26 protein-coding genes are annotated in these 24,528 nt (G+C 42.9%); 16 read left to right on the top strand and 10 right to left on the bottom strand.

Annotation, left to right across the window (positions count from 1 at the left end; genetic code table 11):
• Nucleotides 1–18: 18 nt before the first annotated feature.
• The 3 genes from lepA to speD all read right to left on the bottom strand — a co-directional run bounded on the left by lepA (nucleotide 19) and on the right by speD (nucleotide 3,283).
• The gene (lepA, locus tag AT15_RS06825; protein ID WP_068347755.1) at nucleotides 19–1,836 is read right to left on the bottom strand and encodes a translation elongation factor 4; all 1,818 of its coding nucleotides are present in this window, start codon (nucleotides 1,834–1,836) and stop codon (nucleotides 19–21) included.
• 148 nt (nucleotides 1,837–1,984) lie between these two features.
• Entirely contained in the window at nucleotides 1,985–2,866 is an 882-nt protein-coding gene (speE, locus tag AT15_RS06820; RefSeq protein ID WP_068347753.1) for a polyamine aminopropyltransferase, read from the bottom strand.
• A 15-nt stretch (nucleotides 2,867–2,881) separates the two neighbouring features.
• Complete coding sequence (gene speD / locus AT15_RS06815; protein ID WP_068347751.1) at nucleotides 2,882–3,283, bottom strand: adenosylmethionine decarboxylase; 402 nt, start codon at nucleotides 3,281–3,283, stop codon at nucleotides 2,882–2,884.
• A 201-nt stretch (nucleotides 3,284–3,484) separates the two neighbouring features.
• On the opposite strand from speD, the gene mreB reads away from it, so the two are divergent.
• The 12 genes from mreB to AT15_RS10130 all read left to right on the top strand — a co-directional run bounded on the left by mreB (nucleotide 3,485) and on the right by AT15_RS10130 (nucleotide 15,629).
• Entirely contained in the window at nucleotides 3,485–4,498 is a 1,014-nt protein-coding gene (gene mreB / locus AT15_RS06810; protein WP_068347748.1) for a rod shape-determining protein, read from the top strand.
• Between the two features lie 2 nt (nucleotides 4,499–4,500).
• On the top strand, nucleotides 4,501–5,187 hold the full coding sequence (locus AT15_RS06805; protein WP_068347747.1) for a hypothetical protein: 687 nt from the start codon (nucleotides 4,501–4,503) through the stop codon (nucleotides 5,185–5,187).
• A complete protein-coding gene (locus AT15_RS06800; protein WP_068347745.1) occupies nucleotides 5,187–5,573 on the top strand; it encodes a hypothetical protein in 387 nt (128 codons plus the stop codon). The genes AT15_RS06805 and AT15_RS06800 overlap by 1 nt, the downstream gene beginning before the upstream one ends.
• Nucleotides 5,554–7,203, top strand: coding sequence for a penicillin-binding protein 2 (gene mrdA, locus AT15_RS06795; protein ID WP_068347744.1), 1,650 nt, complete (start codon nucleotides 5,554–5,556; stop codon nucleotides 7,201–7,203). The genes AT15_RS06800 and mrdA overlap by 20 nt, the downstream gene beginning before the upstream one ends.
• A 101-nt stretch (nucleotides 7,204–7,304) precedes the next feature.
• Nucleotides 7,305–8,735 carry a TldD/PmbA family protein gene (locus AT15_RS06790; protein WP_068347743.1) on the top strand — a complete coding sequence of 477 codons (1,431 nt, stop codon included), beginning with the start codon at nucleotides 7,305–7,307 and terminating at the stop codon, nucleotides 8,733–8,735.
• Nucleotides 8,735–10,030 carry a metallopeptidase TldD-related protein gene (locus AT15_RS06785; RefSeq protein ID WP_068347742.1) on the top strand — a complete coding sequence of 432 codons (1,296 nt, stop codon included), beginning with the start codon at nucleotides 8,735–8,737 and terminating at the stop codon, nucleotides 10,028–10,030. Before AT15_RS06790 ends, AT15_RS06785 begins: the two co-directional genes overlap by 1 nt.
• Nucleotides 10,031–10,176: 146 nt before the next feature.
• Nucleotides 10,177–10,650: a nuclear transport factor 2 family protein gene (locus AT15_RS06780; RefSeq protein WP_068347740.1), complete on the top strand. Its 474-nt coding sequence runs from the start codon at nucleotides 10,177–10,179 to the stop codon at nucleotides 10,648–10,650.
• Between the two features lie 8 nt (nucleotides 10,651–10,658).
• The gene (locus AT15_RS06775) at nucleotides 10,659–11,648 is read left to right on the top strand and encodes an SDR family NAD(P)-dependent oxidoreductase (protein ID WP_068347884.1); all 990 of its coding nucleotides are present in this window, start codon (nucleotides 10,659–10,661) and stop codon (nucleotides 11,646–11,648) included.
• Entirely contained in the window at nucleotides 11,645–13,255 is a 1,611-nt protein-coding gene (locus tag AT15_RS06770) for a phytoene desaturase family protein (RefSeq protein ID WP_068347739.1), read from the top strand. Before AT15_RS06775 ends, AT15_RS06770 begins: the two co-directional genes overlap by 4 nt.
• A 31-nt stretch (nucleotides 13,256–13,286) precedes the next feature.
• The gene (locus AT15_RS06765; RefSeq protein ID WP_068347738.1) at nucleotides 13,287–13,754 is read left to right on the top strand and encodes a TspO/MBR family protein; all 468 of its coding nucleotides are present in this window, start codon (nucleotides 13,287–13,289) and stop codon (nucleotides 13,752–13,754) included.
• Between the two features lie 56 nt (nucleotides 13,755–13,810).
• Nucleotides 13,811–14,926 (top strand): glycosyltransferase family 2 protein, encoded by a 1,116-nt coding sequence (locus tag AT15_RS06760; protein ID WP_153019721.1) that lies wholly within the window; start codon nucleotides 13,811–13,813, stop codon nucleotides 14,924–14,926.
• Nucleotides 14,919–15,629 carry a glycerol-3-phosphate acyltransferase gene (locus AT15_RS10130; RefSeq protein WP_084251585.1) on the top strand — a complete coding sequence of 237 codons (711 nt, stop codon included), beginning with the start codon at nucleotides 14,919–14,921 and terminating at the stop codon, nucleotides 15,627–15,629. Before AT15_RS06760 ends, AT15_RS10130 begins: the two co-directional genes overlap by 8 nt.
• On the opposite strand, the gene AT15_RS06755 is transcribed toward AT15_RS10130, so the two are convergent.
• The 7 genes from AT15_RS06755 to AT15_RS06725 form a co-directional block, all read right to left on the bottom strand.
• Entirely contained in the window at nucleotides 15,522–16,535 is a 1,014-nt protein-coding gene (locus AT15_RS06755; RefSeq protein WP_068347736.1) for an SDR family oxidoreductase, read from the bottom strand. The two genes, AT15_RS10130 and AT15_RS06755, sit on opposite strands and share 108 nt — an antisense overlap.
• Before the next feature lie 142 nt (nucleotides 16,536–16,677).
• Nucleotides 16,678–17,301, bottom strand: coding sequence for an IMPACT family protein (locus AT15_RS06750; RefSeq protein ID WP_068347734.1), 624 nt, complete (start codon nucleotides 17,299–17,301; stop codon nucleotides 16,678–16,680).
• A 2-nt stretch (nucleotides 17,302–17,303) separates the two neighbouring features.
• Nucleotides 17,304–18,155 carry a protease modulator HflC gene (gene hflC, locus AT15_RS06745; RefSeq protein WP_068347732.1) on the bottom strand — a complete coding sequence of 284 codons (852 nt, stop codon included), beginning with the start codon at nucleotides 18,153–18,155 and terminating at the stop codon, nucleotides 17,304–17,306.
• 1 nt (nucleotide 18,156) lies between these two features.
• Nucleotides 18,157–19,125: an FtsH protease activity modulator HflK gene (gene hflK / locus AT15_RS06740; protein WP_153019720.1), complete on the bottom strand. Its 969-nt coding sequence runs from the start codon at nucleotides 19,123–19,125 to the stop codon at nucleotides 18,157–18,159.
• Complete coding sequence (murB, locus tag AT15_RS06735) at nucleotides 19,118–20,023, bottom strand: UDP-N-acetylmuramate dehydrogenase (protein WP_068347878.1); 906 nt, start codon at nucleotides 20,021–20,023, stop codon at nucleotides 19,118–19,120. Before murB ends, hflK begins: the two co-directional genes overlap by 8 nt.
• Nucleotides 20,013–20,657: a HEAT repeat domain-containing protein gene (locus AT15_RS06730; RefSeq protein ID WP_068347727.1), complete on the bottom strand. Its 645-nt coding sequence runs from the start codon at nucleotides 20,655–20,657 to the stop codon at nucleotides 20,013–20,015. Before AT15_RS06730 ends, murB begins: the two co-directional genes overlap by 11 nt.
• Nucleotides 20,657–22,246, bottom strand: a complete 1,590-nt coding sequence (locus AT15_RS06725) for a DNA repair protein RecN (RefSeq protein ID WP_068347725.1) — start codon at nucleotides 22,244–22,246, stop codon at nucleotides 20,657–20,659. The genes AT15_RS06730 and AT15_RS06725 overlap by 1 nt, the downstream gene beginning before the upstream one ends.
• 180 nt (nucleotides 22,247–22,426) lie before the next feature.
• On the opposite strand from AT15_RS06725, the gene rpmH reads away from it, so the two are divergent.
• From rpmH to yidC, 4 genes are read left to right on the top strand one after another with little or no spacing between them, the layout of a single operon-like run.
• Entirely contained in the window at nucleotides 22,427–22,561 is a 135-nt protein-coding gene (rpmH, locus tag AT15_RS06720) for a 50S ribosomal protein L34 (protein WP_068347723.1), read from the top strand.
• On the top strand, nucleotides 22,558–22,974 hold the full coding sequence (gene rnpA / locus AT15_RS06715; protein WP_068347721.1) for a ribonuclease P protein component: 417 nt from the start codon (nucleotides 22,558–22,560) through the stop codon (nucleotides 22,972–22,974). The genes rpmH and rnpA overlap by 4 nt, the downstream gene beginning before the upstream one ends.
• Nucleotides 22,937–23,215: a membrane protein insertion efficiency factor YidD gene (gene yidD / locus AT15_RS10125; RefSeq protein WP_084251581.1), complete on the top strand. Its 279-nt coding sequence runs from the start codon at nucleotides 22,937–22,939 to the stop codon at nucleotides 23,213–23,215. Before rnpA ends, yidD begins: the two co-directional genes overlap by 38 nt.
• Nucleotides 23,196–24,527, top strand: coding sequence for a membrane protein insertase YidC (gene yidC, locus AT15_RS06710; RefSeq protein WP_068347719.1), 1,332 nt, complete (start codon nucleotides 23,196–23,198; stop codon nucleotides 24,525–24,527). The genes yidD and yidC overlap by 20 nt, the downstream gene beginning before the upstream one ends.
• The last annotated feature ends 1 nt before the right edge of the window (nucleotide 24,528 follow it).

The following is a 24,528-nucleotide window of genomic DNA, read 5'->3' as shown; positions in this document are numbered from 1 at the left end:
ATTACCTCCGGAGCTTTTTCATTTACCTTCATCTTCACCGATTTTAAGCAAAGCCAGGAAGGCTGTTTGCGGGATGTTGACCCTTCCTATTTCTCGCATTCTTTTCTTTCCTTCTCGCTGTTTTTCTAGCAATTTCATTTTTCTCGTTATATCCCCGCCGTAGCACTTTGCGAGTACGTCTTTCCTCAATGCCTTTATGTCGCTGCGGGCTATTATCCGCCCGCCTGATTTTGCCTGAATGGGTATCTGAAACTGGTGCTGCGGAATGAGATCTTTCAGCTTTTCTACAACTCGCCTGGCAACGGCATATTCTTTGCTTCGGTGCACAATGAAGGAAAGGGCATCAACAGTCTCGCGGTTGACAAGTATTGTAACCTTCAGCACATCAGACACCCTATAACCGGTTATTTCATAATCCATGGAAGCGTAACCCCTGGAAATGGCTTTGAGCTTGTCGAAAAAATCGAACATTATTTCCGCGAGCGGGGCTTCAAATTTGAGAACGACCCTGTTCTTACCGGCATTCTCCACTTCCTTGAATTCTCCGCGTTTTTCTGAGGTGATAAACCCGATGAGATTTCCCATATATTCTGATGGGGTGATGATGTTCAAATTAACGAAGGGTTCCTGAATTTCATCAATCTGGGATTCATCGGGAAATTTTGCTGGATTTGTTATGTCGATAAATTCGCCGTTTTTCAGCTTAACCTTATAAACAACGTTAGGCGCGGTCAATATGCAGGCTATATCGAACTCCCGTTCCAATCTCTCCCTGACGACTTCCATATGGAGCAGGCCCAGAAAGCCTACGCGAAAGCCAAAACCAAGGGCAGGAGAATTTTCCGGCTCGAAAACGAGAGCGGCATCGTTCAGCTTTAATTTTTCGATGGCTTTTCTCAGTTCATCATAATACTCCGGCAAGCCGGGGAACAACCCCGCGTAAACCATAGGCTTTATCTCTTTGAACCCCGGTAGCGGTGAAGAAACGGGATTTGAAGCAGAAGTTATCGTGTCGCCTATTTTTGCGCTGTCAACGTTTTTTATGCCGGCGATGACGTATCCGACTTCACCAGCGCCAAGGTTACCTGTGGGAATGAGCTCCGGGGCAAAAATGCCCACCTCGGTTACTTCAAATTCCTCACCAGTGCTGAACATCATTATTTTATCTCCGACTTTTATTTCGCCATCCACCACCCTTGTGTGTATGACAACTCCTCTATATTTATCGTATTCCGCATCAAAAATCAGCGCTTTTAGTGGAGCATCGAGGGTTCCCGAAGGGGCGGGGATCTTGCTTATTATGGTTTCGAGGATTTCAGGGATTCCCTGACCTGTTTTTCCACTGGCGTATATGCAGTCATCAACTGTGAAACCTATTAAATCTTCCAGTTCTGAAACTGTTTCTTCGATGTTTGCATTGGGCAAATCGATTTTGTTTATTACAGGGATTATCTCGAGATCGTTTTCCAGGGCGAGGTAAGTGTTGGCAAAGGTCTGGGCTTCGACCCCCTGACTGGCATCGACGAGCAAAATGGCTCCTTCACAGGCGGCAAGGCTGCGGGAAACCTCATAAGAAAAATCCACATGCCCGGGTGTGTCAATGATGTTTATCTCGTATTCTTTACCGTTTTGAGCCTTATACAATATCTTGACCGGGGTTGCCTTTATCGTTATCCCCCGTTCCCGCTCGATATCCATAGTGTCAAGGTATTGAGCCTTCATCTTTCGCTTCTCGATAGTGTTTGTATATTCCAGGATCCTATCCACAAGCGTCGTTTTCCCGTGGTCTATATGTGCGATGATCGAAATATTCCTGATCAGGTCTTTGTTGTACATTGTGATTCCTCCCACCAGATCTCACTTATCAATAGATTTTATCAGATTTGCCGTGAGATGGCTGCGACTTCTTTGAGACAAGAGCGTTAACCGGAACAAAAAACATAAAAAAACAGGGGAGCTAACTCCCCTGCTGGTTGTTTTCAATCTACTTTACGCCTATAAGATCTTTCACAAAATTCGGGAGAGCAAAAGAAGCCTTGTGAATCTCGGGGTTATAATATTTCAGTTCGCTTTCAAAGGGTTTTACCCTTTCAGGGTCATAATCGTTTAGCGGGTGGTATTTCTTTGAAGCATAGGCATAGCTCCACATGCCTGAAGGGTAAGTGGTCATGAAGCCCATATAGAGCTTTGTAATGGGAAAGACAGAAGAGATTCTGTTGTGAGCAATTGCCACCCAGCCTTTATCGTAAAAGGGGTCTTCCGTTTCCGCTGAAAAGACGCCATCTTCTTTCAGGGCTTTATAGCAGTTCTGGTAAAATTCCTTGGTGAACAGGTGTCCGCCTTCACCGGCTGTTGGGTCGGTGGAATCGATTATTATGGCATCGAAATAATCGTTGAACTGCTTGATGTATTCCGCTCCGTTTTCGTTTACGATTTTTGCCCTGGGATCATCAAAGTCCACTGAAGTCGGGAGATACTTTCTGGCTGCGTCTATTACATACGGATCGATCTCGCAAAGGATAGCTTCTTCGATGCCGGGGTGTTTAAGAACCTCTCTCAGGCTTCCGCCGTCTCCGCCTCCAATAATGAGAACTTTCTTTGGATTTGGGTGCATGAACAGCGGAACGTGAACAAGCATCTCATGGTACATGAACTCATCGACTTCTGTCATCATGGTTATGCCATCAAGCGCAAAAACCATTCCAAGGTCGGGATGTTCAAAGATATCTATTCTCTGGTACGGGCTCTGGTATGAATAAACTAATTTCTTCATCTTCATGAATAGCCCGGTGTTGCCGCCAGTGTAGTATTCCTTATATATCAGGTGGTTCATCGTTCTCAATTCTCTTTCAGGTAAGTCTGCCATGGTAAAATCCTCCTCTCATTGCTCAATCTTATGGGGGGCGTTGTCGGGAATACCCACTTCTGAATATATGCCCCTCAAATGTTCAGACACGTCGGTTCTGTCAGCTTCGAGCTTTATTCTCAAATATTCGAAAGCTTTCCAGGGATTGACCTCATCTCCGCAGGTGAACAGGTCAATAGCGGCGTACCCATATTCTGGCCATGTGTGAATTGTAAGATGTGATTCTGCAATAACCACCACGCCACTTATGCCATGTGGGAGAAACCTGTGGAAAGAAGAATCAACGATAGTAGCTCCGGCCACCTCAGCAGCCTCACGCATTGACTTCACAACGTGGTCAAGGTCGTCGAGTGCCTTTGAAGAACACCCATAAAATTCCGCCACAAGGTGACGGCCCAGAGCCCTGACTTTTTTCACTTCTACTTCCCTCCATATATCAAAAATTAAGACCCCCCCATTTAAGGGCAAGGTCAGTTCTGATTACTTACACATTGCGTAAAGCATTATAATTTTTTTGCTCCCAAAAGTCAAACACTGATTGTAAAAACCTCGTTAACAGGCGTAACGTCCCTATGGTAAAATCAGGTTCGAAAACTTAAATTCGCAGGAGGTTCGTACATGTTTTTCAGACAGGATATGGGAATAGACTTAGGTACAGCTAACACACTGGTTTTTCTGCGAGGGAGCGGAGTGGCGGTAAACGAGCCTTCGGTTGTTGCCATCGATTCAGATTCGCAGCAGATTTTACAGGTGGGCCTTGAAGCAAAGAGAATGGTGGGGAAAACACCCGCCAGTATAATCGCTATCAGGCCATTGAAAGACGGCGTTATTGCGGATTATGATATCGCACTCGCCATGGTTAAATACTTCATCGAACGTGCTTCCACCCGATTCACTCTCTTAAAGCCGAGAGTTGTAATTGGTGTCCCTTCCGGGGCAACGGAAGTGGAAAGGAAAGCTCTGAGCGATGCTGGAGTGGAAGCCGGGGCAAAAAAGGTTTTTCTTATTGAAGAGCCAATGGCCAGTGCGATAGGCGCGGGTCTCAATGTGGAAGAGCCGAACGGGAATATGATCGTGGATATCGGTGGTGGAACCACTGAAATCGCAGTAATCTCCCTTGGTAGCATTGTCCTGAGCAATTCAATCAGGGTCGCTGGTGACGAACTCGATGAATCCATAGTGCAGTATATCAAGGATAGATACCGCCTTGCGATAGGTGAAAAGACCGCCGAACGTGTGAAAATCGAGATAGGCAATGTAATCGAAACCGAGGAGTTCAACGTTCTTGAAACGGAAGTGATAGGACTTGATCTGAACACCGGGTTGCCGAAAAAAGTCCACGTTAAAGGAGCTGAAATACGCGAGGCTATAAGTGAGCCTGTCAGCAGGATAGTTGAGGCGGTAAAAATGGCTGTCGAAAACACTCCTCCGGAACTGGTTTCGGATATAGTCCACCAGGGGATAACCATAGCCGGCGGGGGTTCCCTTCTGAAAGGAATGAAGGACCTCCTTGAAACCGAGACCGGCATCACAGTTAATATAGCCGAAGACCCGCTGACCTGTGTTGCCCGCGGTGCAGGAAGCGTGCTTGAAAAAGTTTCCATACTGGAAAGACTTTCCAGGGGGAACTGAGTTTGAAGAAACTTGAAATTCTTGTGGCACTCTTTTTCGGTATAATACTCATATTTCACCTGTTCGAGGTAACGGGGATAAATGCTGTTCTAAGATCATGGCTCTTTGAGCTATCTGAACCCCTATTAAGCCTGCGTAGCAGCGCTGTTAATATATATTCAAAGGCAACGGACAGCCATATCATCCAATTCCCCGAAATCACTTTTAGCGGTTCTTGCACGACAAGCATAGCACCACCACTTGCAGTAGGGTTCTATAACCATTCCTTTGGCGATTACGTGATTTTAGATTCCAATGCAACACCTCTGGAAAAAAGCCCTGTCGTTTCACTCCGGACCAGAAGGCTTGCAGGAGTAGTGTCAAAAGCCCTGGGAAAGCAGGTGGTGGTCGAGCCTTTGAGGAATTTATCCTTTCAGCTTCCCGCGGTTGCAAGGCGAAAAGATTGGGATCTTGAAATAGAAGGCGTTATTTTTTCTGAGAGCAGGAATCTGTATTTCAGGTCTTTCGACCCTGAGGAGCTTTTACCGGGCGATAGTGTATTTATCTCTCCTGAGATAGAGGGATTTGGCTACTTTTACTCCCTCGATGCCACCTACATAGGAGATATTTTATCGCCTATGCCTGACGGTTACCTTCTGGATCATGACAACATGAACCCCGGATATTACGCATTTCTGGAGGCAAAATGATGAGAGTGTTTTATATATTGTTTCCCTTTCTGGTCTATTACGATCTTAGTTTTTATGATATTTTGCCGCTTTTCCCGATTTATATGCCCTTAATAGCATCTTCTGAAAGCGAGGCTATCTCACTTGGGCTTTCTTTTGCTGTTGCTTTTCTGCTCTCAATAAACACCGGAAGCGTCATTGCTCTTTTGTTGCTCGGCATCGCCGTAACTGTAAGCAACTATCTCTTTCGCTCCCATATCAAAAGAAGCATTTCAGGATTCGTTTCCGGGCTTTTATTCGCGTCAATTGCCACCATCTATCTAAAGCTGTTGTATCTTGCGCTGATACCGCTTTTTATAACCTTTGTCCTTTTCAGGGAGAAGAAACATGAATTTCAGACGAAGTGACCTTCTGATCATTGCTTTTTTCGTTATTGTGGCAGTATATCTTTTCAGGCTGGTGGAGTTGCAGTTAATCCAGCACGATAAATATCAGTCAGAAGTAGACATGATAAGCACCAAAACCATTGAATTGCCCGCAGAAAGGGGCAAAATACTCGACCGCAACGGCATAATCCTCGCCTGGAATTCCCGGTACCAGATAATACGGAAAAAGGTTACATTTTTCAGCGAGTACACGAAAACGAAACTTCTTGATGCCTTTTCTGAGGAGGAAAATCCTGAAAAAATTCTAAAAACTCTTGAAGTAACGGGTGAGGTAACCCTTCACCTGTCCCCGGACAAACTTTACAAAGCCGGAGAGATAGATGAAATTGAAATAATCACGAAATCAGCAAGAAGGTATATACAAAATCCGGGCATTTCCCATGTGCTTGGCTATGTGAATTCAGAAGGCATACCCCAACGTGGTATTGAGAAAGAATATAATTACCTGCTCACTGGAAAACCAGGCGAAAGGGTAATCCTTATCAACAGCCTTGGTGAAGCGGTCTACACAAAAACCGAAATCCCCCCTCAAAAGGGAATTGATGTAAAGCTTACCCTGGATGCATCCCTGAGCTTTGCGATTTACAATATTTTCGCAGACTTTGGAAAACCCGGGGCAGCTGTGGTTATGTCAAATTCCGGTGAAATTCTTGCCCTAGTTTCCTATCCTTCTTACGATCCCAATCTGTTTCCCGGGGGAATTTCCAGCGAAAACTGGGAGAAATTAAGACTTGACCCCCAATCCCCCCTTTTGAACAGAGCTATCAATTCCTACTCCCCGGGTTCCGTTGTCAAGCCCTTTGTTTCCATGGTCGCCCTTAAAACAGGAGTTACCCCCGATGCCACGCTGAACTGTACCGGGAGCTACCAGTTCAAAGATTCCCGAGGTCACACCCTTTCCGTCTTCAGAGATTGGTATTTGTATGGCCACGGGATTGTAGACCTGAAGCAGGCCATCACCGTTTCCTGCAACGTTTATTTTTACCAGTTGGGCCTTCTACTGGGCATAGAAAATCTTTCTAAATACGCCCGTATGTGGGAAGTCTTCGATAAAACCGGGATAGATCTCCCTACAGAACTGTCCGGCGTGTTTCCCGATCCCCAGTGGAAGCTTAAAAACTATGCTGAGCAGTGGTATCCCGGCGATACCATTCTCAGTTCCATAGGTCAGGGTTATGTGCTGGCGACCCCTCTTGAAATCGCAAGACTTACCGAAATAATTGCAAATCGCGGTATAGTGTATAAGCCTCATTTGTTTGCTCAGGAAACCCCACCCGCCACCGTGGTTGAAATGCCTTCCGAATACTGGGATGTACTCATAGAGGCAATGGAGCAGGTAGTTACAGAGAAAGGGCATTCTCCCGCAGATGAAGGTACAGCCTATCAAGCCTTTGCGGGCTTTGAATACGAAGTTGCAGGCAAAACAGGCACAGCGGAGACAAACAGCGCTCCACACTCATGGTTCACGGGCTTCTCACCTGTTAAGAAACCTCAAATCATCGTCACCGTTTTTGTTGAAAACGGGGGCTACGGGTCAACAGTTGCGGCACCCATCGCAAGAAAGATCTTCGATTGTTACTATGATCAATAGTTCAATGCTTCAGAACACACAAATAATTGCCAAAACCCGGGACAACTTCATATCCTGTATAATGAATGTTAGAACTAATCAAATCACAAGGAGATGGTGCTGTGAAAATTCAGGATTCCACGTTTCTGATAGAAGTCAGGCCTTTGCTCAAAAGGCTTATTTCTGAACTTTCAAAGGATTATAAGTATGTATCAATTCTGGGAACAGATGTATCAGGGAAAAGCTATACCGTGCTTACAACCGGTGTTTCCATTTCCGATTCCAACTGGACGGAAAGGGGCTTTGTGGTGAGGGCTTTCAATGATAGCATTTATTCAGAATATTCTTTTAACGAACTTACCGAAGAAAACTTTCACCGGGTATTGGACAATATACGAAAAGAAACGGAAAAGAGCCTTAAAAACTGCAAAGAAAGGGGCTTTCGCACGGGCAATTACCCCTGCGTCGTGGAAGAGCGGGTTGAAAAGCATTTCAACGGCAATGTGGCTGTTCCACTTGAATCTTCGAGTCCTTCTGAGATAATCGAAAAATTGACATCTATCAAGGACAGGGCATATGAATACACTGATCTGCTGGTGAATTTCATGGCTGCATACGAAGGCGTTAAAGTTTCAAAATTGTTCCTTTCGCCCAACAAAGATCTCATGCAATCGTATATGTGGTCTCAGGGATATGTCTATGGCATTGTGCGAAAAGGAAATGTAACGCGCTATGGATACAAAAGCTATTCGGGACTTAAGGGAACGGAGCTCATTGATGAAATGAGCAAAGACGTCAAGGAAGTCGTAGACAAGGCTGTGATGCTTTTAGATGCTGTGCCGATTGAGCCGGGTTTGTACGATGTGATATGTTCACCAGAGGTTGCCGGCCTTATTGCCCACGAAGCCTTTGGACATGGAGTGGAAATGGATATGTTTGTAAAAAACCGCGCAAAGGCTGTGGAATATTTAAACAAGCCAGTGGCTTCCAAACTCGTTGAAATGCACGATGGAGCAAGAGCCGCTGAAGAAGTATCCTCATATCTTTTCGATGACGAAGGAACACTGGGGACAGACACGACAATTATCAAAGATGGGGTGCTTCTTACGGGCATTTCGGATTTGCTTTCGGCATTGAAACTGGGGACTAAACCCACTGGCAATGGAAAAAGAGAATCCTTTGAGAGGAAAGCTTACGCGCGAATGACGAACACCTTCTTTTCCCCGGGAAAAGACACTCTTGAAGAGATGATAGCATCTATTGAGCACGGATATCTTCTTGAGGATTATTACAGCGGCATGGAAGACCCAAAGAACTGGGGAATTCAATGTATGATAGCCTACGGCTGGGAGATAAAAAATGGCAAATTTACCGGCAAGATCGTATCGCCCGTGGTTATGACCGGCTACGTTCCCGATCTGCTGCAATCCATCTCCATGGTATCGGGCGAATTGCGGTTATCGGGTTCGGGCGCATGCGGCAAAGGCCACAAGGAATGGGTGAAGGTTTCTTCAGGAGGCCCATATATCAAAGCAAAAGCGAGGTTAGGATAATGTTGAAAAAAATCATAAAGGCGCTCAAAAACATCAGAGAAATATCCGACTGGAAAGTCATTGAAACCATAAAGGAAGGGCACGAGCTCTATTTTATCAAGCAGGAGCTCGATATGAACCGGGCAAAGAAAGTCAGTTCCTACAATGTCACAGTCTATCGCGATTTTGAAGAAGCTGGAACGAAATACAGAGGCTCAGCTCAAACAACCATTCACCCGGGCATGTCTGAAAAAGAGGTAAAAAAGCGCATAGAAGAAAGTGCCTTCGCTGCTGGCTTTGTCAAGAACAAACCCTATCCCATCGCCGAGCCTTCAGAAGCAAAGGGCAACATATCGTCAAGGTTTCAGAGCGGTGAAATCTCAGACTGGATAGCTGAAATAGCTTCGGAAGTCTTTTCGCAAGACACAAAGGAAGAAGCCTTTTTGAACTCAACGGAAATCTATCTCACAAAGACTAAAACACATATCCTGAACTCTCGTGGCGTTGATGTCCAGTTCGATGCCGTAAGAGCCTTTATTGAACTCGTTGTAACCGCAACGGGTAAAGAAGAGGTGGAGCTGTATCATCAGCTGAGATTTTCAGATTATGAGCCAGACTCCATTTCAAAAGCAGTGGACGAGTTTCTCAAAGAAGCTCTGGACCGTGCTAAAGCGAAACCTACTCCCGCACTGGGATCAGCCCCTGTAATACTGGTCTCAGAGCCAGCAGAGGATTTTTTGAGTTACTATGTGGATAACTCAAGTGCCAGGGCTGTGTATGAAAAAGTATCCACCTTCAAGATTGGCGATAGCGTCCAGGGTGATTTCAAAGGTGATGGAATTACGGTAACTCTTGATCCTTTCATGCCGGGATCTTTTTACTCCGCTCCATATGATGGCGATGGATTCGCGCTGGACAAGGAACAGATAATAAAAGATGGAAAGCTGGTAAAATACTGGGGTGATGTGCGTTATAGCCATTACCTTGGGGTAGAGCCCACCGGGAACATTCACAATTTCTCCGTGGAGCCGGGAAGGGACTCCCTTGATGAGCTTCGTGAGGGTCCTCATCTTGAAATTGCGCTATTTTCGGCCTTCAATGTGGACAGTATTACGGGAGACTTTGGCGGGGAAATACGCCTTGGTTGGTACTTTGACGGTAAAGAGAGGTATCCGATAACAGGCGGATCTATAAGCGGTAATATAAACCAGGTTCAAAGGGATCTTCTTCTTTCAAAAGAAGTCCAGAAGTCCAAAAGGTATTCCGGCCCAAAAGCTGTTAAACTGTTTAATGTATCCGTTTCTGGAATTAAATAGGCAACAACCTCTCCAAAATCTGGAGTGATATTAAAAAGGGACTTTCCTGTGAACCAGAGGGGAAAGTTTCTTTTTTTTGTTAAAAAATGATTATAGGTTATAATTATAAAAACCAAAAGCAGGATGCTTATTTATAGAGGAAAACTATGACTGATGAATTAAATGGCAAAGACAAAACGGAAAAGGAATATAAATTAACCCTGGAAATTTTGAAAGAGTTATGGTCAAAGACATATAACACCGAAGGAAAGCCTGATTGGTCTCATATTCTACCTTATTATGATGACGAGATATATTTCAGAGACTCAATTCAAGAAATAAGGGGAATTGAAGAGTTCAAGGCAATGACCGAGCGCCTTGCAAAGCGCTCAAAATCCCTGAATATGAAAATTGTACGTGCATTGCATAGGGGTAGGGACTTTTTCATCGAGTGGGAGATGACCATCGCTTTTAAGAAATATAAGAGCTCCGTTCTCTATGGGGTTAGCCGCTTAACGATAAATGAAAAGGGAAAGATAATTGAGCAGAGAGATTACTATGATTTATGGGGAGACATTTTTGATAATATACCCGGCTTTGGCAAAGCATACAGAAAATTCATGAAGAGAAAGTTTGGTTGAAGCTTATCATGAAAAAGAAAAGCAAGTTCTTTAAGTATTTCAAAGAATACCGCTGGTCTAACGTATTCGCAATGATCAAAAACAATCGGTTAGATCCCAAAATCTGCAACGACGAGTTCACCAACAAACTTGTAGTTGTAACAGGCGCAACCTCTGGAATCGGATATGTTACAGCAAGGAAATTCGCGTCTAAAGGGGCGAATTTGTTATGCATAAACAGAAACAGAGAGAAGTCAGAAGCGTTGTGTGAAGAGATAGAAAGGGATTTCGATGTCTCCTGCAATTATGAACTGGCAGATTTGAGCAAGCTGGATGATATCCACAGGGTCGCCAGGGCTCTTTCAAAGCTTGAAAAACCAATCGATGTCCTTATACACAATGCAGGTGTATACCTCACAAAGCGCGAGCTGACAGAAGATGGGCTGGAAAAATGTTTTGTTGTTAATTATCTCAGTTCATTTATCATAAACTATCTTTTGATGGAAAAGCTCAAGTCTCAAGAAAAGACGAGAATTATTCTTGTGAATTCGGAGGGTTACCGCTTTGCCGCCTGGGGATTGAAATTAGATGATTTGAACTGGCAAAAAAGACGATATTCGGGATTGAAGTCTTATGGCTCGGCAAAGCTAGCACAGCTACTATCCATGCTGGTTTTTGATGAATATTTCAAGAATTCCGGGGTAACGATTAATGCAATGCACCCGGGTGCTGTCAGATCAAATTCTGGAAAGGACAACGGGCCTTTTTACAAATGGTTCAAAAAGACCTTTATAGATAAAAATCTAAGGCCAGCTGATATTTCGGCTGAAGCCCTTTACTATTTGGGCGTATCCAGTGAGGTAGAGCATATTTCCGGAAAATTCTTCAATCTCACCACTTTGGAAGAGCCAGCTCCACCTGCAGTCGATAAAGAAGCCGCCTATGAATTATGGAATAAAAGCATTGAACTGGGCAGGTTGAATTCAAATCAAATGGAGGGGGGGATAGTCGGCATATGAGCAAAAAGAAATATGACACAATCGTAGTAGGTGGGGGCATTGCAGGGCTTACATCTGCTGCTTACCTTGCGCGCAGTAAAAAAAAGGTGCTTCTGATAGAAAAAAACGAAACCTGCGGAGGATTGGTCAACACCTTTGAGCACAATGGATTTTATTTTGACGCTGGTGTGAGAGCGCTGGAAGATGCCGGTATAATATTCCCCATGCTTAATGATCTCGATATTTCTCTTGAAACTGTCAAAAGCCCTGTTTCAGTTGGCATCGAAAAGGAAGTCTTGAACATTGAGGGAATTGATAGCCTGATGGATTACAGGGATCTGCTAGTAAGGATGTATCCACAAAGTGAGAAAGAAGTTGACAGCATCATCAAGATAATCCGTAAAGTTATGAAATACATGGATGTATTATATGGTATAGAGAATCCCATGTTCAAAGATTTAAAACGAGATACAGGCTTTGTCTTCAAAACGCTCCTTCCATGGTTGCCGAGGTTTCTTTTAACTCTGGGCAAGATAAATAAAATGAATGTCCCTGTTGAGAGTTATCTTGAAAAAATAATCGAGAATACTTCCCTGAGAGATATCATTGCACAGCATTTTTTCAAAAATACGCCTGCGTTTTTCGCGTTGAGTTATTTTTCTTTGTATCTGGATTATTTCTATCCCAAGGGTGGCGTGGGGAAACTTGCCGAGGTTGTCAAAGATAAAGTAATAGAATATGGAGGCGAAATACTAACCGGAACAAGAATTACCGAGGTATTCGCTGACAGGTGCCAGATAAGAGATGAGAACGGGAATTTTTATGAGTACAACAGCCTTGTCTGGGCTGCAGATTTGAAAACCTTTTATTCGATAACAAAAACTGCCAATCTTGATCCTAGAACAAAAGATAAATTTGAAGAAGCTAAAAGACAATTTTTGAACTGTCGGGGTGGGGATTCCGTGTTTAGCGTATTTTTAGAAGTGGATGAACCACTGGAGAGCTTCAGAAAAATCGCATACGGGCACTTTTTTTACACCCCTTCAAGAACCGGTCTGGGTGAGACTCATAAAAGGGAGTTAAATCTATTGCTGGGTAACTGGAAAGACAAAGGAAAAGAAGAGGTTTTGAACTGGGTTGATAAGTTCCTCAATCTAAACACCTACGAAATATCCATCCCGGGGCTGAAAGATCCCCAAATGGTACCTAAAGGTAAAACCGGCGTGATAATAAGCCTGCTTGCAGAATATGATTTGTTTGAAAAAGTCCGAAAAGACGGCTGGTATGATGAATTCAAATCGGAGCTTGAAAAGCGCATTGTAAAAGTGATTTCAAATTCAATATATCCCATGTTGAAAGAAAAAGTTACCGCTTCCTTTTCCTTTTCTCCTTTGAGTATTCAAGAAAGAGTAGGAACTTCCGAGGGCGCTATTACAGGGTGGGCATTTGAAAAACACATGCCTGTAATCAATAAGATTGCTTCTGCTGGCAAAGCTGTCCTGACGCCGATACCAAATATATTCCAGGCTGGTCAGTGGGCTTACAGCCCTGCCGGGGTGCCCATGTCGATACTAACCGGGAAAATTGCTGCAGAAAAGGCAACAAAGATAGGCAAAAGTAAGTTTTAGGTATGTATCTTAATAATTGGGAGATGGGTAAATGAAAAGCTATCCGAAATTAATTATTTCGGTAATAATTACTCTATCAGCAGGATTTCTGGGTTCCTTTTTTACTTCGAGTTCCATTGATACCTGGTACGCGTCTTTGAACAAACCTTCATTTAACCCTCCCAACTGGTTATTCGCACCTGTCTGGACTTCCTTGTTTATTCTTATAGGAATTTCTTTTTATCTGGTATGGAGAAAGAATTTTGGGGGCAGGCGAAATCTTGCAGTTGGCGTTTATTCTATTCAGCTTTCCTTAAATTTGCTCTGGTCTTTCTTTTTCTTTGGCCTTGAAAACCCTTTTTTTGCTCTTATGGAAATAATTTTGTTATGGGCATTCATTTTAGCAAATATGAACATTTTCTATAAAATCTCAAAACCCGCAGCTTTTTTACTCCTTCCCTATTTGTTTTGGGTTAGTTTCGCTTTGATTTTGAACTATTTCATCTTTAAGCTCAATTGATTTTTTAATCATTTGGTTTTTATTTTCTGACATATTAGGGTTTTAGGGGTGGCTAAATGGAGTTTTTATTGAAGAGTGCCGCGATTATTTTTAACTTTGCAATATCCTTTTTCTATCTGATATCAATTCGCTCTCACATTTTAAAGAGAACTATTCCGAATGAAATCAGCCTGGAAAAGAAAAATGGAGTTCAAAAAATTTCCGTTATTATTCCAGCAAGGAACGAAGAATTGAATATCGGGAAGATACTCTCTGCTTTGCTTAATCAAACAGTTCAGCCGGATGAAATCATAGTCATCAACGATGACTCTTCTGATAAAACTGCAAAAATTGTGGAAACGTATTCAAGAGTAGATAATAGGGTCAAGCTGGTGAATTTGAAAGAAGATCCACCTGAAGACTGGATAGGGAAATCCTGGGCTTTATGGAATGGAGTGCATAATTCCGATGGCGATTTGCTGATATTTCTCGATGCCGATGTGGAGCCTGAAAAGGAAGCAATCGGGATTCTGTTGTCGAAGTATAACAAGTTAGGCGGTATGATATCCGTGTGGCCTTACCAGAGGTTTGAACGCTTTTACGAACATCTCGGGTTTACAGCTAACTTGCTCACGGTGTATTGTAGCAAAAATTTCAGGTTTCGAAACTTAAAACCTGCAGGCGCATTTGGCCCAGTGATAGTTACTTCGAGAAAGGACTATTTCGAAACTGGCGGACACAAAGTTATCAAGAATACCGTTCTTGAAGATTTGAAATTCGGCAGGATGTATCTTGAAAATGGGAAAAATGTCTCCAACTTTCTTGGAAACGGCTTTTTAAAGTTCAGAATGTATCCCGGGGGAATCCTACAGCTCTTTGAAGGTCATACAAAAAACATGTCAGCTGGTTCAATTACTGGAGGCGTTTTGAATTTCATTGTAGCTTTCATATGGATGGCAGGATTTTACTCTTCCATATTCTGGATGTTCGATTCCTTGTCACACTTTTTTGTGTACACCGGTATGGTGCTGGTTATATATATACTTTCAAAACCACTTGGAGACTATTCCTGGTATGATTATGTGTTTTATCCGTTGCATTTTCTTTTCTTTCTCCTGATTTTTGTTGTTTCGACATTTAAGACTCTATTTATGAGAAAAGTCTCCTGGAGAGGAAGGGTTATCCGTGTCTAACCAGGAAATCCTTTATGGAATTGGTGCGATTATTTTCCAGTACTTATCCGGATCAGTTATGTATTCAGCAATTATCGCAAAGAAAATAGGAATAGACTTGAGAGGGGTTACAGATGGCAATCCCGGGGCATCAAACCTGTGGAGAGCTGCCGGCTGGAAACCTGGCATCACCGCGCTGGTTCTAGACTTCCTGAAAGGTATATTCCCTCTGGAAATATTCATATCATCAGGGATGGTCGACAATGAATACATAATAGCAATTGCGGCTTTGGCCGGTATAGCAGGTCACGCATTTCCTCCCATGTTAAGGTTTAGAGGTGGCAAAGCAATAGCAACGACTTTCGGTGCCTGGACGTTGCTTACCGCATGGGAAGCACCGGTTCTGCTGGGCACGATTTTCACCATATTTTCCCTAACAAAACCCAGAAGCAACCGTTATAATGATGCAGTAAGGTATATGCTCGGACTTTTTGCCTTGTTTGTATATGTTTTGCTGAAATCAATCTTTGCGAAAGAAAGAAATCTTCTTCTGCTCTTTGGAGGTACTTTCCTTATAGCAATTTACAAACACAGAAAAGAACTTAAAAACTCCTCTTTAACAAGAACGATATTGCCGATTATAGGTAAGTGTGTTTGCTTCTTTTGTAAACCATTCGAGAGTGGCTTTTACAGTTTCTTCTATTGGCCCTGGAAAATATCCTAATTCTCTGGAAGCCTTTTCGTGTGAAAACCTGTAATACCTGCGAAGGGTATGAAGGGAGTAAAAGGTAAACCGGGGCTTTGAGCCGGACAACCAGTAGTAAGCAGTCATTACAGCAGCGACAGGATATACCAGCACTTCCGGCACAAAGAATATTTTCTTTCTCTTTTGTGCTGTATATTTATAAAGCAAAGCCACAAGCTTTTTCATCGTTATCATGTGCCCGCTGAGTATATATTTTTCGCCCGATTTTCCTTTTTTCCACGCTCTAATAATTCCATCTGCCACATCTCTGACATCAACAAAGTCAAAACAACCATTCACAGATATACGGAATTTCCCCCTCACAAAATCCCGAAACAGCGTTCCCATTTCAGAACCCCTGTAATCATAGGGTCCGATAACACCACTGGGGCATAAAATAACTGCATCAAGGCCTTCGGAAACTGCCCTCTCCACCTCTCTGCCGGCCAGAGCTTTTGATTTTCCGTAACACCCATAAACTTTCTTTACGTTGAATCCGAAATTCTCATCGATCGCAGCCCCTTTTTCAGGCTCACTTAATGCGTGCACAGAGCTTACATAAACAAGCCTTTTTACACCGGCTTTCCGACATGCCCTTATTACGTTCTTTGTGCCCTCCACATTTACTCTGAATACCTTTTTCTGGAAGAAAGGCATGATTGTAATCAAACCTGCAAGATGGAATACGGCATCGGCTCCTTTGAACGCTCTAACAAGCCCTTCATAATCAAGAATGTCCATGGGTATCAATTCAACAGGCATATTCAACAATGCTTTCAGGTTATCACCCGGTGCAAACAGAGCCTTTACAGAAACGCCTTCATTGACAAGCTTTCTCACTAGTACATTTCCTATGTGTCCTGTCGCTCCTGTAACAACAACCATGCAATCACTTCCCCTATATCGAGGTGATTATATTTTATCATATTTATTAAATATATAAAATATTTATTTATAGAAATATTTAATAATTGAAGTAGTTTCCGCAGAATATGCCCGCCAATAGAAATTCGGTTTCTGAAAGAGGTTATAATTTCTCTATGAAGGTGATATTTTCTCTTTTTTCAATAGGGATACGCCTTTCGAGAAAGAATTTGGTGAGAGAGTCGAACTTGTCAGCTTTGGAAGTGAGCAAGACTTTAATGGAGGCACCATAATCAATCTGGGCGATGTTAAAATCAGTGCCTTCTTTATATCGCCTGGTGAAATCATTCCAGGCACCGTAATCTATTTCGGCACTGAATTTTATTCCGGGACAGTACCTCCCTTTTTCAGCTGTTTCAAGGGTACTTTGAGCGGTGAATCTGTATGCATCGATAAGACCTCTTACGCCAAGTTTTACTCCACCGAAGTATCTTGTAACCACAATCGCTACATCAACCATATTCATAGACTCAATGGCTGAAAAAATAGGACGGCCGGCGGAACCATGGGGTTCGCCGGCGTCGGAAAAATTGAACTTTATACCCTTTTCGTTCACTTTATAAGCCCAGCAATTGTGAGTTGCATCTTTGTATTGCCGGGAAATTTCTTTAATGAACTCTTTCGCTTCATGTTCCGTTGTACAATGAACTGCATGGCCTATAAAGATTGAACGTTTGATGTTAGTTTTGAATTTTGCGTTGGCTATCAGGGATAGGTAACAGTCCACCTTCACTCACCTTTCATGAGTTTGTCGATAAAGTCCATTTCAGAGCCGAGTATGAATTTGGATTTTCCCAGAGTGTTTTCGTAAACGTCCATTCTCTTCCAGAAATCGTAGAATTCGGGATCAAGTGAGAAAGCTTCAGCATAAATCGATAATGCAGAAGCATCTCCTGTTCCCTTAAGGATCTCTGCTGTTTTTTCCGCTTCTGCAAGCGTTATTGTAACTGTCTTGTCAGCATCTGCTCTTACCATGTTGGCTTCTTTTTCACCTTCTGCTCTAATCAAAGCCGCTTCCTGATACCTTTCAGATTTCATTCGGTTGAACACGGCGGTCATGTTTTCCTGAGGAAGGTTGGCCCTCTTTATTCTTACAGCAACGATCTGTATGCCAAAATCAAGCATTTCTGAAGCTGATTCAGTGGTAACTGTATCAAGGATTTCCGGACGCTTTTCTGAAATCACTTCTTCAAAATCCATACTCGCTATAATGTTCCTGACTTTTGAGTAAACGACATCGTCAATCCTTGTCTGGGCAATTTCTACGGTTTTCATAGACTTTACAAACCTCTCGGGGTCATAGATTTTCCACAGGGCATAGGTATCGACTAAAAGAGTTTTTTTGTCTTTTGTGAAAATCCTTTCGGCTGGAACATCGTAAACAAGCAGTCTCTTTTCAAAGCGAACAACATTATCTATAAAGGGTTGCTTTATATACAACCCCGGGTCCGTATTGACTTTGACGATTTCACCAAATCTGAGAACTACTGCCTGTTCTGTCTGGTCAACAATGTAAAAGAAACCCGGAAGGAGAATTATCGCAATAATGACAATTATCACCAATGTAATCAGAAGCTTCATATCAATTCCCCCCTTCCATTAACGGGAGGTTGAGCAGTTTCAACACTCCGGAATCGCCGGTAATGACGTACTTCTCACTGCTGCTCAGGATACTATTCAACATTTCAAGGTACAGCCTCTTCTTCGTTATCTCGGGAGCCTTTTCGTATTCTTTCAGGATGCTCTTAAACCTTTGCGCTTGCCCGAAGGCCTTTAAATATTTTTCCTGAGCATAGGCTTCGGCTTCTCTCAACATTTTTGCGGCGTTTCCCTGAGCTTTCGGGACTACGTCGTTCTTGTATCTTTCAGCCTCGTTTATAAGCTTTTCTTTGTCCTGCTTTGCGTTGTTTACATCGTCAAAAGCTGCAATGACCTGCGACGGCGGACTGACTTCTTGCAAATAAACGTTTTTCACGGCAATACCCGCGTTGATCTTTTCAAGTTCTTCGCGAATTCTCTCTGCGGCTTTGTTGGAAATGCTTTCTCTTTGCACCGTAAGGATATCGTTTATTCCCACTGCAGCGACCTCTTCCCTCATGACGGCTTCAGTGGTGAACCTCACTATAACCGACGGGTCAACAAGGTTGAAAGCGAACTTTTCAGGCTCAAGCACATAGTATTGCACAACGGCTTCGACATATACTATGTTGCCATCGTTTGTAAGCATAAGAGCTTCGTCTTCATAGGACCTGTAGCTTCCTGGTGTAATTGTTCTAAAACCGATTTCCTCTTTTCGGAGAGCTGATGTGTTCACTTTCACAACACTTTCTATCGGCGTGGGCAGGTGATAATGTAGGCCAGGCCCAACTGATATGCGATATGCCCCGAACCTTTTTACCAGACCGACTTCTGCCGGTCCTACAAAGAAAAAACCCGACAGGAAATAAATCGCAATGATGATCAGCACAATAATCCAGATAAAGCCAACTGTGAGCTTTATCGGCTGCCTTTTCTTAGGCATTTCAAAATCTTCGTTGAAATCATCAGGCATATGATCCCCCCTTCCATATTTCTACCTCTGTTTCAAGTTTAACATTGTAAGTCGAATATACAATTTCCCGTACCCTCTCTATCAACCTCACCACATCTTCCTGGGTAGCCTTTCCCCGGTTTACAATAAATCCTGCGTGTTTCCGGGAAATTTCAGCTCCACCTACCCTCAATCCCTTAAGGCCAAGGGCATCAATTGTTGTCCCTACATAAAAGTCCTTTCGTGGCCTTTTGAATGTGCTCCCAGCACTTGGCTGGTCAAGAGGCTGCTTTTCTAACCTCCTTTTTAATATGTGCTCCATTTCCTTTAACACTTTTTCGGGTTGAGCGTAACTGAATTTCAGAGTGGCATTTAAAATAACATAATTACTCAGGGAGCTCGAGCGATAAGAGAACTCTATTTCCTCAGCTTTTAGAAGTTTTATATTGAAACCGTCATCGAGAACTGCAACTTCTTCCACCAGATCTCCTATCTCGCCACCAAAGGCGCCTGCATTCATGAACAGTGCACCCCCGAGACTCCCCGGAAGGCCAGAAAGGAATTCAAGACCGGAAAGCCCATGTGAAGCGGCAAGTCTTATCAAGCGCTGAATGCCGAGCCCACAATCGACAACCGCACGGTTCCCGCTAAACTTCGCTCCTGTAAGGGCTCTTGTGCTTACTACAATGCCCTTGTACTCATCAGGCGGGACTACGTTTGAGCCTCCACCGAGAATTTTGTAGTGTTCATTTTTTTCTGCGAGTATGCTCAACGTATCTATGAAAGCATCCAAATTCTGCGGAAAGATCACTGCCCTTGCTGGCCCGCCTATCCTGATCGTTGTATATTCTGACAGCTTTACGTCAGGCAGTATCTGGCAGCCAGCGAGGTAAAGCTTTTCAAAAAGTTCAGTGTCCATTTCCCCTGTTTTCCTTTCTCCAGAGGTAGAGCTTTTCAAGTATCTCATCACCCTTTTCCAGGGTGCCGAGTACTTCCTTGAATTCAGGCCTGTCCATTACAAGCATCTGAATTCCTTCCAGTATGAATGCCTTTGTACCTCTATCAAGGTTTTCCCTTGAATAGAGCTTTACAAGAGCTTTAAGCGCTTTTATGGATTTTGTGTGGCTCAGCGCCATTATCAACTGGTCGATGAACTCCTGATTTTCGCCTTCCTCAAGGAACAACGTTAGCACATCCACAACCCTTTCTCCTTCGCCAAGCTTTGCCAGGGCTTCGTAAATGACAACCTGCGCATTTTCATCATCGTAAAACTGAAGCAGGGAATAAAGAGTGGAAGCGGCTCTTTTTTCGTGTAGGTCTCCCAAACGGTCGGCTATGTAAAGGGCTGTAATATCGTTCATGATGCCTTCCTTCACGATCCGCTTCAATTCATTTATAAGTGCCATTCGGCCTTCTTCACCAATTTGAGCCAAAGCATCAAGGCAAATCTGAGCAGTGGCATCATCTTCCTTCCTCAAGAGTTCCAGTAAAATCGGGATGGCTTCTGCACCTTTTTCTTCTACTATTTTTCTTATCAATTCATTCCTGTCCATCATCTCACCTCTAATTTTCCTATCATATCTTTGATTTCTTTTTTTCTTTCCTCGGGTGTCAGTTCCACAATATTCGAGTAAGCAAAGGTATCTGTGGTCTTTTTAGTCACTGCAAAATGCTTTCTGGCTTTTTCAGCGATTTGTGGCAAATGTGTAATCACCACACACTGGGTGCTTTTGGCTATTTCGTTAAGCTTTTCAGCCAGAATATGACCCTGTCTTGCGCCAACACCGGCGTCAATTTCATCAAACACAATTGTCCCAAGATCAAGACTGTCCTTTACCGCCGCTTCAATGGCAAGTATGATCCTCGACAGCTCCCCACCTGAAGCTACGGAACCCAATTCCATGAAGTCAGCACCAGGATTGGTTCGAACAAAAAGTACCACTCTGGAAGTTCCATAAACCATAGGAGAAGGCTCCGGGAAAAATCTAAATTCCAATGCTGCCGAAGGCATTCTCAAATCATGTAGATGCTTCTTAATTTCTTTATAGAGCTTTTCAGCGACTTTTTTTCGCTCTTTATCAAGTTGAGATCCAAGATTTTCTAATTCTTCAAGAAGCTCTTTTTCCATATTCAACAGTTCCTTTTTTTTGTTTTCAAGTTCCTGAAGCTCTTTGAGTTTCGATTCGAGTTCCTTCTTCATCTCAAGGATCTCTTCAACGGTGCTTCCATATTTCCGCTTAAGCGATTGAATAAGATTAAGCCTTTCTTCAAGCCTGACAAGCTCTTCTTCATCGATTTCAAAGGTTTCCATTTCATTTGTCAGCATATCGTGCAAATAGCCAATTTCTTCAAGGGCAAGCTGGGCGTGTTCTAAAAGATCATCGTATCCCAGCGAGCGGAAGCGGTTTAATTCCCTTATAGCTGTCGAAAGTTTTACATAAGCTGAGTCGTCAGCTTCTTTCAAAATATTCACGAGATTTTCAAAGTTTTGCTGGAGGATTTTTGCATTCTGTGCTTTTTTATATTTCAGTTCAACCTCGTTGTCTTCTGCTGGATTTAGCCGAGCGTTATCGATTTCTGCAATTTGGTATTGGGTAAAATCCTTTTCCCTTTCAATAGCCGAAGGATCTACATGAAGCTTTCCGAGAGCTCTCCTGATAGAGATAAGCTGGTTGTATTTTTTCTCATAATCGCGGATCAAATTGCTTGATATGACTTTATCGAGTATCAAATGATGTCTGGAGGGATCAAGTAGCTTCACGCTCCCATGCTGGGAGTGGATTTCTATATGCCCGTCCAGTAATTCTTTCACCAGTTGCCTGGGAATAATATGGCCGTTCAACCTGTAAAGAGTCTTCTGAGGATGAAAATCAACCCTGACGAGAAATTCCTCACCATCAAAGTCAAGTCCGAGCTCAGAGGCTCTTGCAAAAACCGTTTCATCTCCTAAAAAGGTTGCTTCTACAAAGCTTCCGGGCTCCACATTCTGATCGATAGCCTTGCCGGTTATCACCTTTAAGGCTCTTAATAAAACAGTTTTTCCCGCTCCGGATTCTCCGGTGATTGCATTCATACCCGTTGAAAACTCCATGTAAAACTCCGGAAAGGTTAGAAAGTTTTTGCCTCTTAAAGTCAATATCATTTAATCACCTCAAATTTCTTCTCATTAATTATACTATCTGCTGATTTCACTATTCTTAATGAAATTCTCCCGAGTTGAAGAAAATATTCAAAATCACAACTAATCTTAAAATAACCTTCTTGACAGCTTTTTAAGTGATACGTATAATGAGTAAGGACAGCGAAAAAAGGAGGTAGACCCGTGAAAAGAACATATCAGCCATCAAGGATCAAGAGAAAGAGGACTCATGGTTTTCTTGTGAGAAGCCGTAGTAAGTCTGGTAGAGCTATTCTTGCTCGAAGGCGCAGAAAGGGAAGAAAGAGACTGGCTGTGTGACACCTGAAAGAGCATTCTTAAAAAGGGAAGAAAGGCTGAGAAAGAAGGCAGACTTTGATAGGGTGTTCAGGCAAGGCGATGTAATTCAAGACCCTTTTTTTGTTGTAATATATATCAAGAACAGTCTGCCTTTTTCTCGTATAGGTATATCGGTGAAAAAGAAATTTGGGAAAGCACATGACCGGAATCGATTAAGAAGGCTTGTAAAAGAGGTATTCAGAAGAAACAAGGCGGTTTTTCCCAAAGGCTATGATATACTCTTTATTGCGAGAAAAGATTTATCAGACTCGTTTAAGTGCAACAAAGTTGACTATCACATGCTCTGTGAAAGATTGTTGAGGATTGCGAGACGAATCGATGAAAAGCAAGGAAAAAATGAGAATTGCAAAAACAACGGCACTGAAATTAATTGAGTTCTATAAAAAGTACATCTCTCCGTTAAAACCTCCCAGTTGCAGGTTTACGCCTACCTGCTCTACTTATATGTACCAATCCATAGAGCGCTTTGGCTTTTTCAGAGGATTGTTACTTGGTACATGGCGCGTTTTGCGCTGTAACCCATTCAATCCAGGCGGGAATGATCCCGTGCCGAAGGAATTCCACATCACACTTTCATTTCCGAGGAGGAAGAAAAATGAAAAAACAGGTTTTTAGCATCCTTCTACTCTCCGTTGTAATGCTTTTCACTTCCACATTGTTTGCCTATGATATGACAACAAAGGAAGGAACTGACGGGACATTTACTCTAGAAAGCAAAACCTTTGTCATATCCTTTGATCTGAATCTTGGAGTGCTTAAGGACATATATATTAAAGTGGATAGAAGCACTGATCTCATATCCCGCTATGGAAACGATGGTTTCAATGTTTTCGTTGGAGATACCGAACTCATCCCCATATCTCACACTGCATTCAGAGACGAAGTTAGCGGGGCTTTTATTATCAGATTTGATTATGAAAAGGGTACAAAGACCTTTGTAATATACGATAACCCTTACTATGATTTTGAGGTTCAATATAGTTTCTCAGAGCCTATATCCATGACTTTTCCATATATCTCAAATACGAAGACCTTCGACCCAAATAGTTATCACATGAGCTACCTTGGAAAGCCCAAATCTTTAATGACACTTTATTCAACAGATGCGGTTTTCTCTGATGGCATCTTGAACACAAAAAGTGGTAGTGGTTCTATAAAGGTCTATGCAGGTCCGGTGAAGCTCGTATACATATCAGAGGCAATTCCAGAGCTATATGACACGATAAAGCAGAATCTTTCTGAGGTTGGGGCTTTGGGATTTTTCAGCTACATCCACCACGGCCTTGTTGTCTTCCTGTATTATCTGTTCAAGCTAACCGGCAATTTTGGCTGGGCGATTATCCTGTTCACCCTCGTTGTAAGGTTAGTGCTTTATCCTCTGTACCATGTTCAAACCAAATCCATGATAGAGATGCGGAAAGTACAGCCAGAAATAGAAAAAATTCGCAAGAAGTACAAAGACCCACAAAAACAGCAACAGGCTCTCATGGCTCTATACAGGGAAAAGCACATTAACCCCGCAACAGGCTGTTTGACCTTGCTCATTCAGCTGCCGGTGTTTTTCGTGCTTTACTCGGTAATAAGGTATTTCAGCGAAATGTTTGCTTACGCACCTAAATTCCTTATCTGGTCTGATCTTTCCTCCGGTGGCTTTTTGCAGAACAGTCTTTTGATATTGATCAGTATCGTGACGGGCATATACCTTGCCACGGTTACCAGCCAGGATGGAAAGACCGCCAGACAGTCAATGATAATGTCCATGGTCTTCCCCTTCCTTTTCTACACTTTGCCAACGGGTTTATTTATTTACTACGCTACAAACAGTATTATCCAGTTGCTCATCACCATCTATGTTTACAGAAAATTCGGCATGAAAGGGATTTCGATGAGAGAGGTTTTAGGTCTTCCACCAAAACCCGCTAAATAAG

It is taken from the genome of Kosmotoga arenicorallina S304, assembly GCF_001636545.1.
Lineage (GTDB): Bacteria > Thermotogota > Thermotogae > Petrotogales > Kosmotogaceae > Kosmotoga_B > Kosmotoga_B arenicorallina.
This window is presented reverse-complemented; position numbering and strand designations above follow the sequence as displayed.

Excerpts from the sequence above, each read along its gene's own strand:
- lepA (WP_068347755.1), bottom strand. The coding sequence starts at position 1,836 with ATGTACAACAAAGACCTGATCAGGAATATTTCGATCATCGCACATATA.
- speE (WP_068347753.1), bottom strand. The coding sequence starts at position 2,866 with ATGGCAGACTTACCTGAAAGAGAATTGAGAACGATGAACCACCTGATA.
- mreB (WP_068347748.1), top strand. The coding sequence starts at position 3,485 with ATGTTTTTCAGACAGGATATGGGAATAGACTTAGGTACAGCTAACACA.
- AT15_RS06800 (WP_068347745.1), top strand. The coding sequence starts at position 5,187 with ATGAGAGTGTTTTATATATTGTTTCCCTTTCTGGTCTATTACGATCTT.
- mrdA (WP_068347744.1), top strand. The coding sequence starts at position 5,554 with ATGAATTTCAGACGAAGTGACCTTCTGATCATTGCTTTTTTCGTTATT.
- AT15_RS06785 (WP_068347742.1), top strand. The coding sequence starts at position 8,735 with ATGTTGAAAAAAATCATAAAGGCGCTCAAAAACATCAGAGAAATATCC.
- AT15_RS06780 (WP_068347740.1), top strand. The coding sequence starts at position 10,177 with ATGACTGATGAATTAAATGGCAAAGACAAAACGGAAAAGGAATATAAA.
- AT15_RS06775 (WP_068347884.1), top strand. The coding sequence starts at position 10,659 with ATGAAAAAGAAAAGCAAGTTCTTTAAGTATTTCAAAGAATACCGCTGG.
- AT15_RS06770 (WP_068347739.1), top strand. The coding sequence starts at position 11,645 with ATGAGCAAAAAGAAATATGACACAATCGTAGTAGGTGGGGGCATTGCA.
- AT15_RS06765 (WP_068347738.1), top strand. The coding sequence starts at position 13,287 with ATGAAAAGCTATCCGAAATTAATTATTTCGGTAATAATTACTCTATCA.
- AT15_RS06760 (WP_153019721.1), top strand. The coding sequence starts at position 13,811 with ATGGAGTTTTTATTGAAGAGTGCCGCGATTATTTTTAACTTTGCAATA.
- AT15_RS06755 (WP_068347736.1), bottom strand. The coding sequence starts at position 16,535 with ATGGTTGTTGTTACAGGAGCGACAGGACACATAGGAAATGTACTAGTG.
- hflC (WP_068347732.1), bottom strand. The coding sequence starts at position 18,155 with ATGAAGCTTCTGATTACATTGGTGATAATTGTCATTATTGCGATAATT.
- hflK (WP_153019720.1), bottom strand. The coding sequence starts at position 19,125 with ATGCCTGATGATTTCAACGAAGATTTTGAAATGCCTAAGAAAAGGCAG.
- murB (WP_068347878.1), bottom strand. The coding sequence starts at position 20,023 with ATGGACACTGAACTTTTTGAAAAGCTTTACCTCGCTGGCTGCCAGATA.
- AT15_RS06730 (WP_068347727.1), bottom strand. The coding sequence starts at position 20,657 with ATGGACAGGAATGAATTGATAAGAAAAATAGTAGAAGAAAAAGGTGCA.
- AT15_RS06725 (WP_068347725.1), bottom strand. The coding sequence starts at position 22,246 with ATGATATTGACTTTAAGAGGCAAAAACTTTCTAACCTTTCCGGAGTTT.
- yidD (WP_084251581.1), top strand. The coding sequence starts at position 22,937 with ATGAGAATTGCAAAAACAACGGCACTGAAATTAATTGAGTTCTATAAA.
- yidC (WP_068347719.1), top strand. The coding sequence starts at position 23,196 with ATGAAAAAACAGGTTTTTAGCATCCTTCTACTCTCCGTTGTAATGCTT.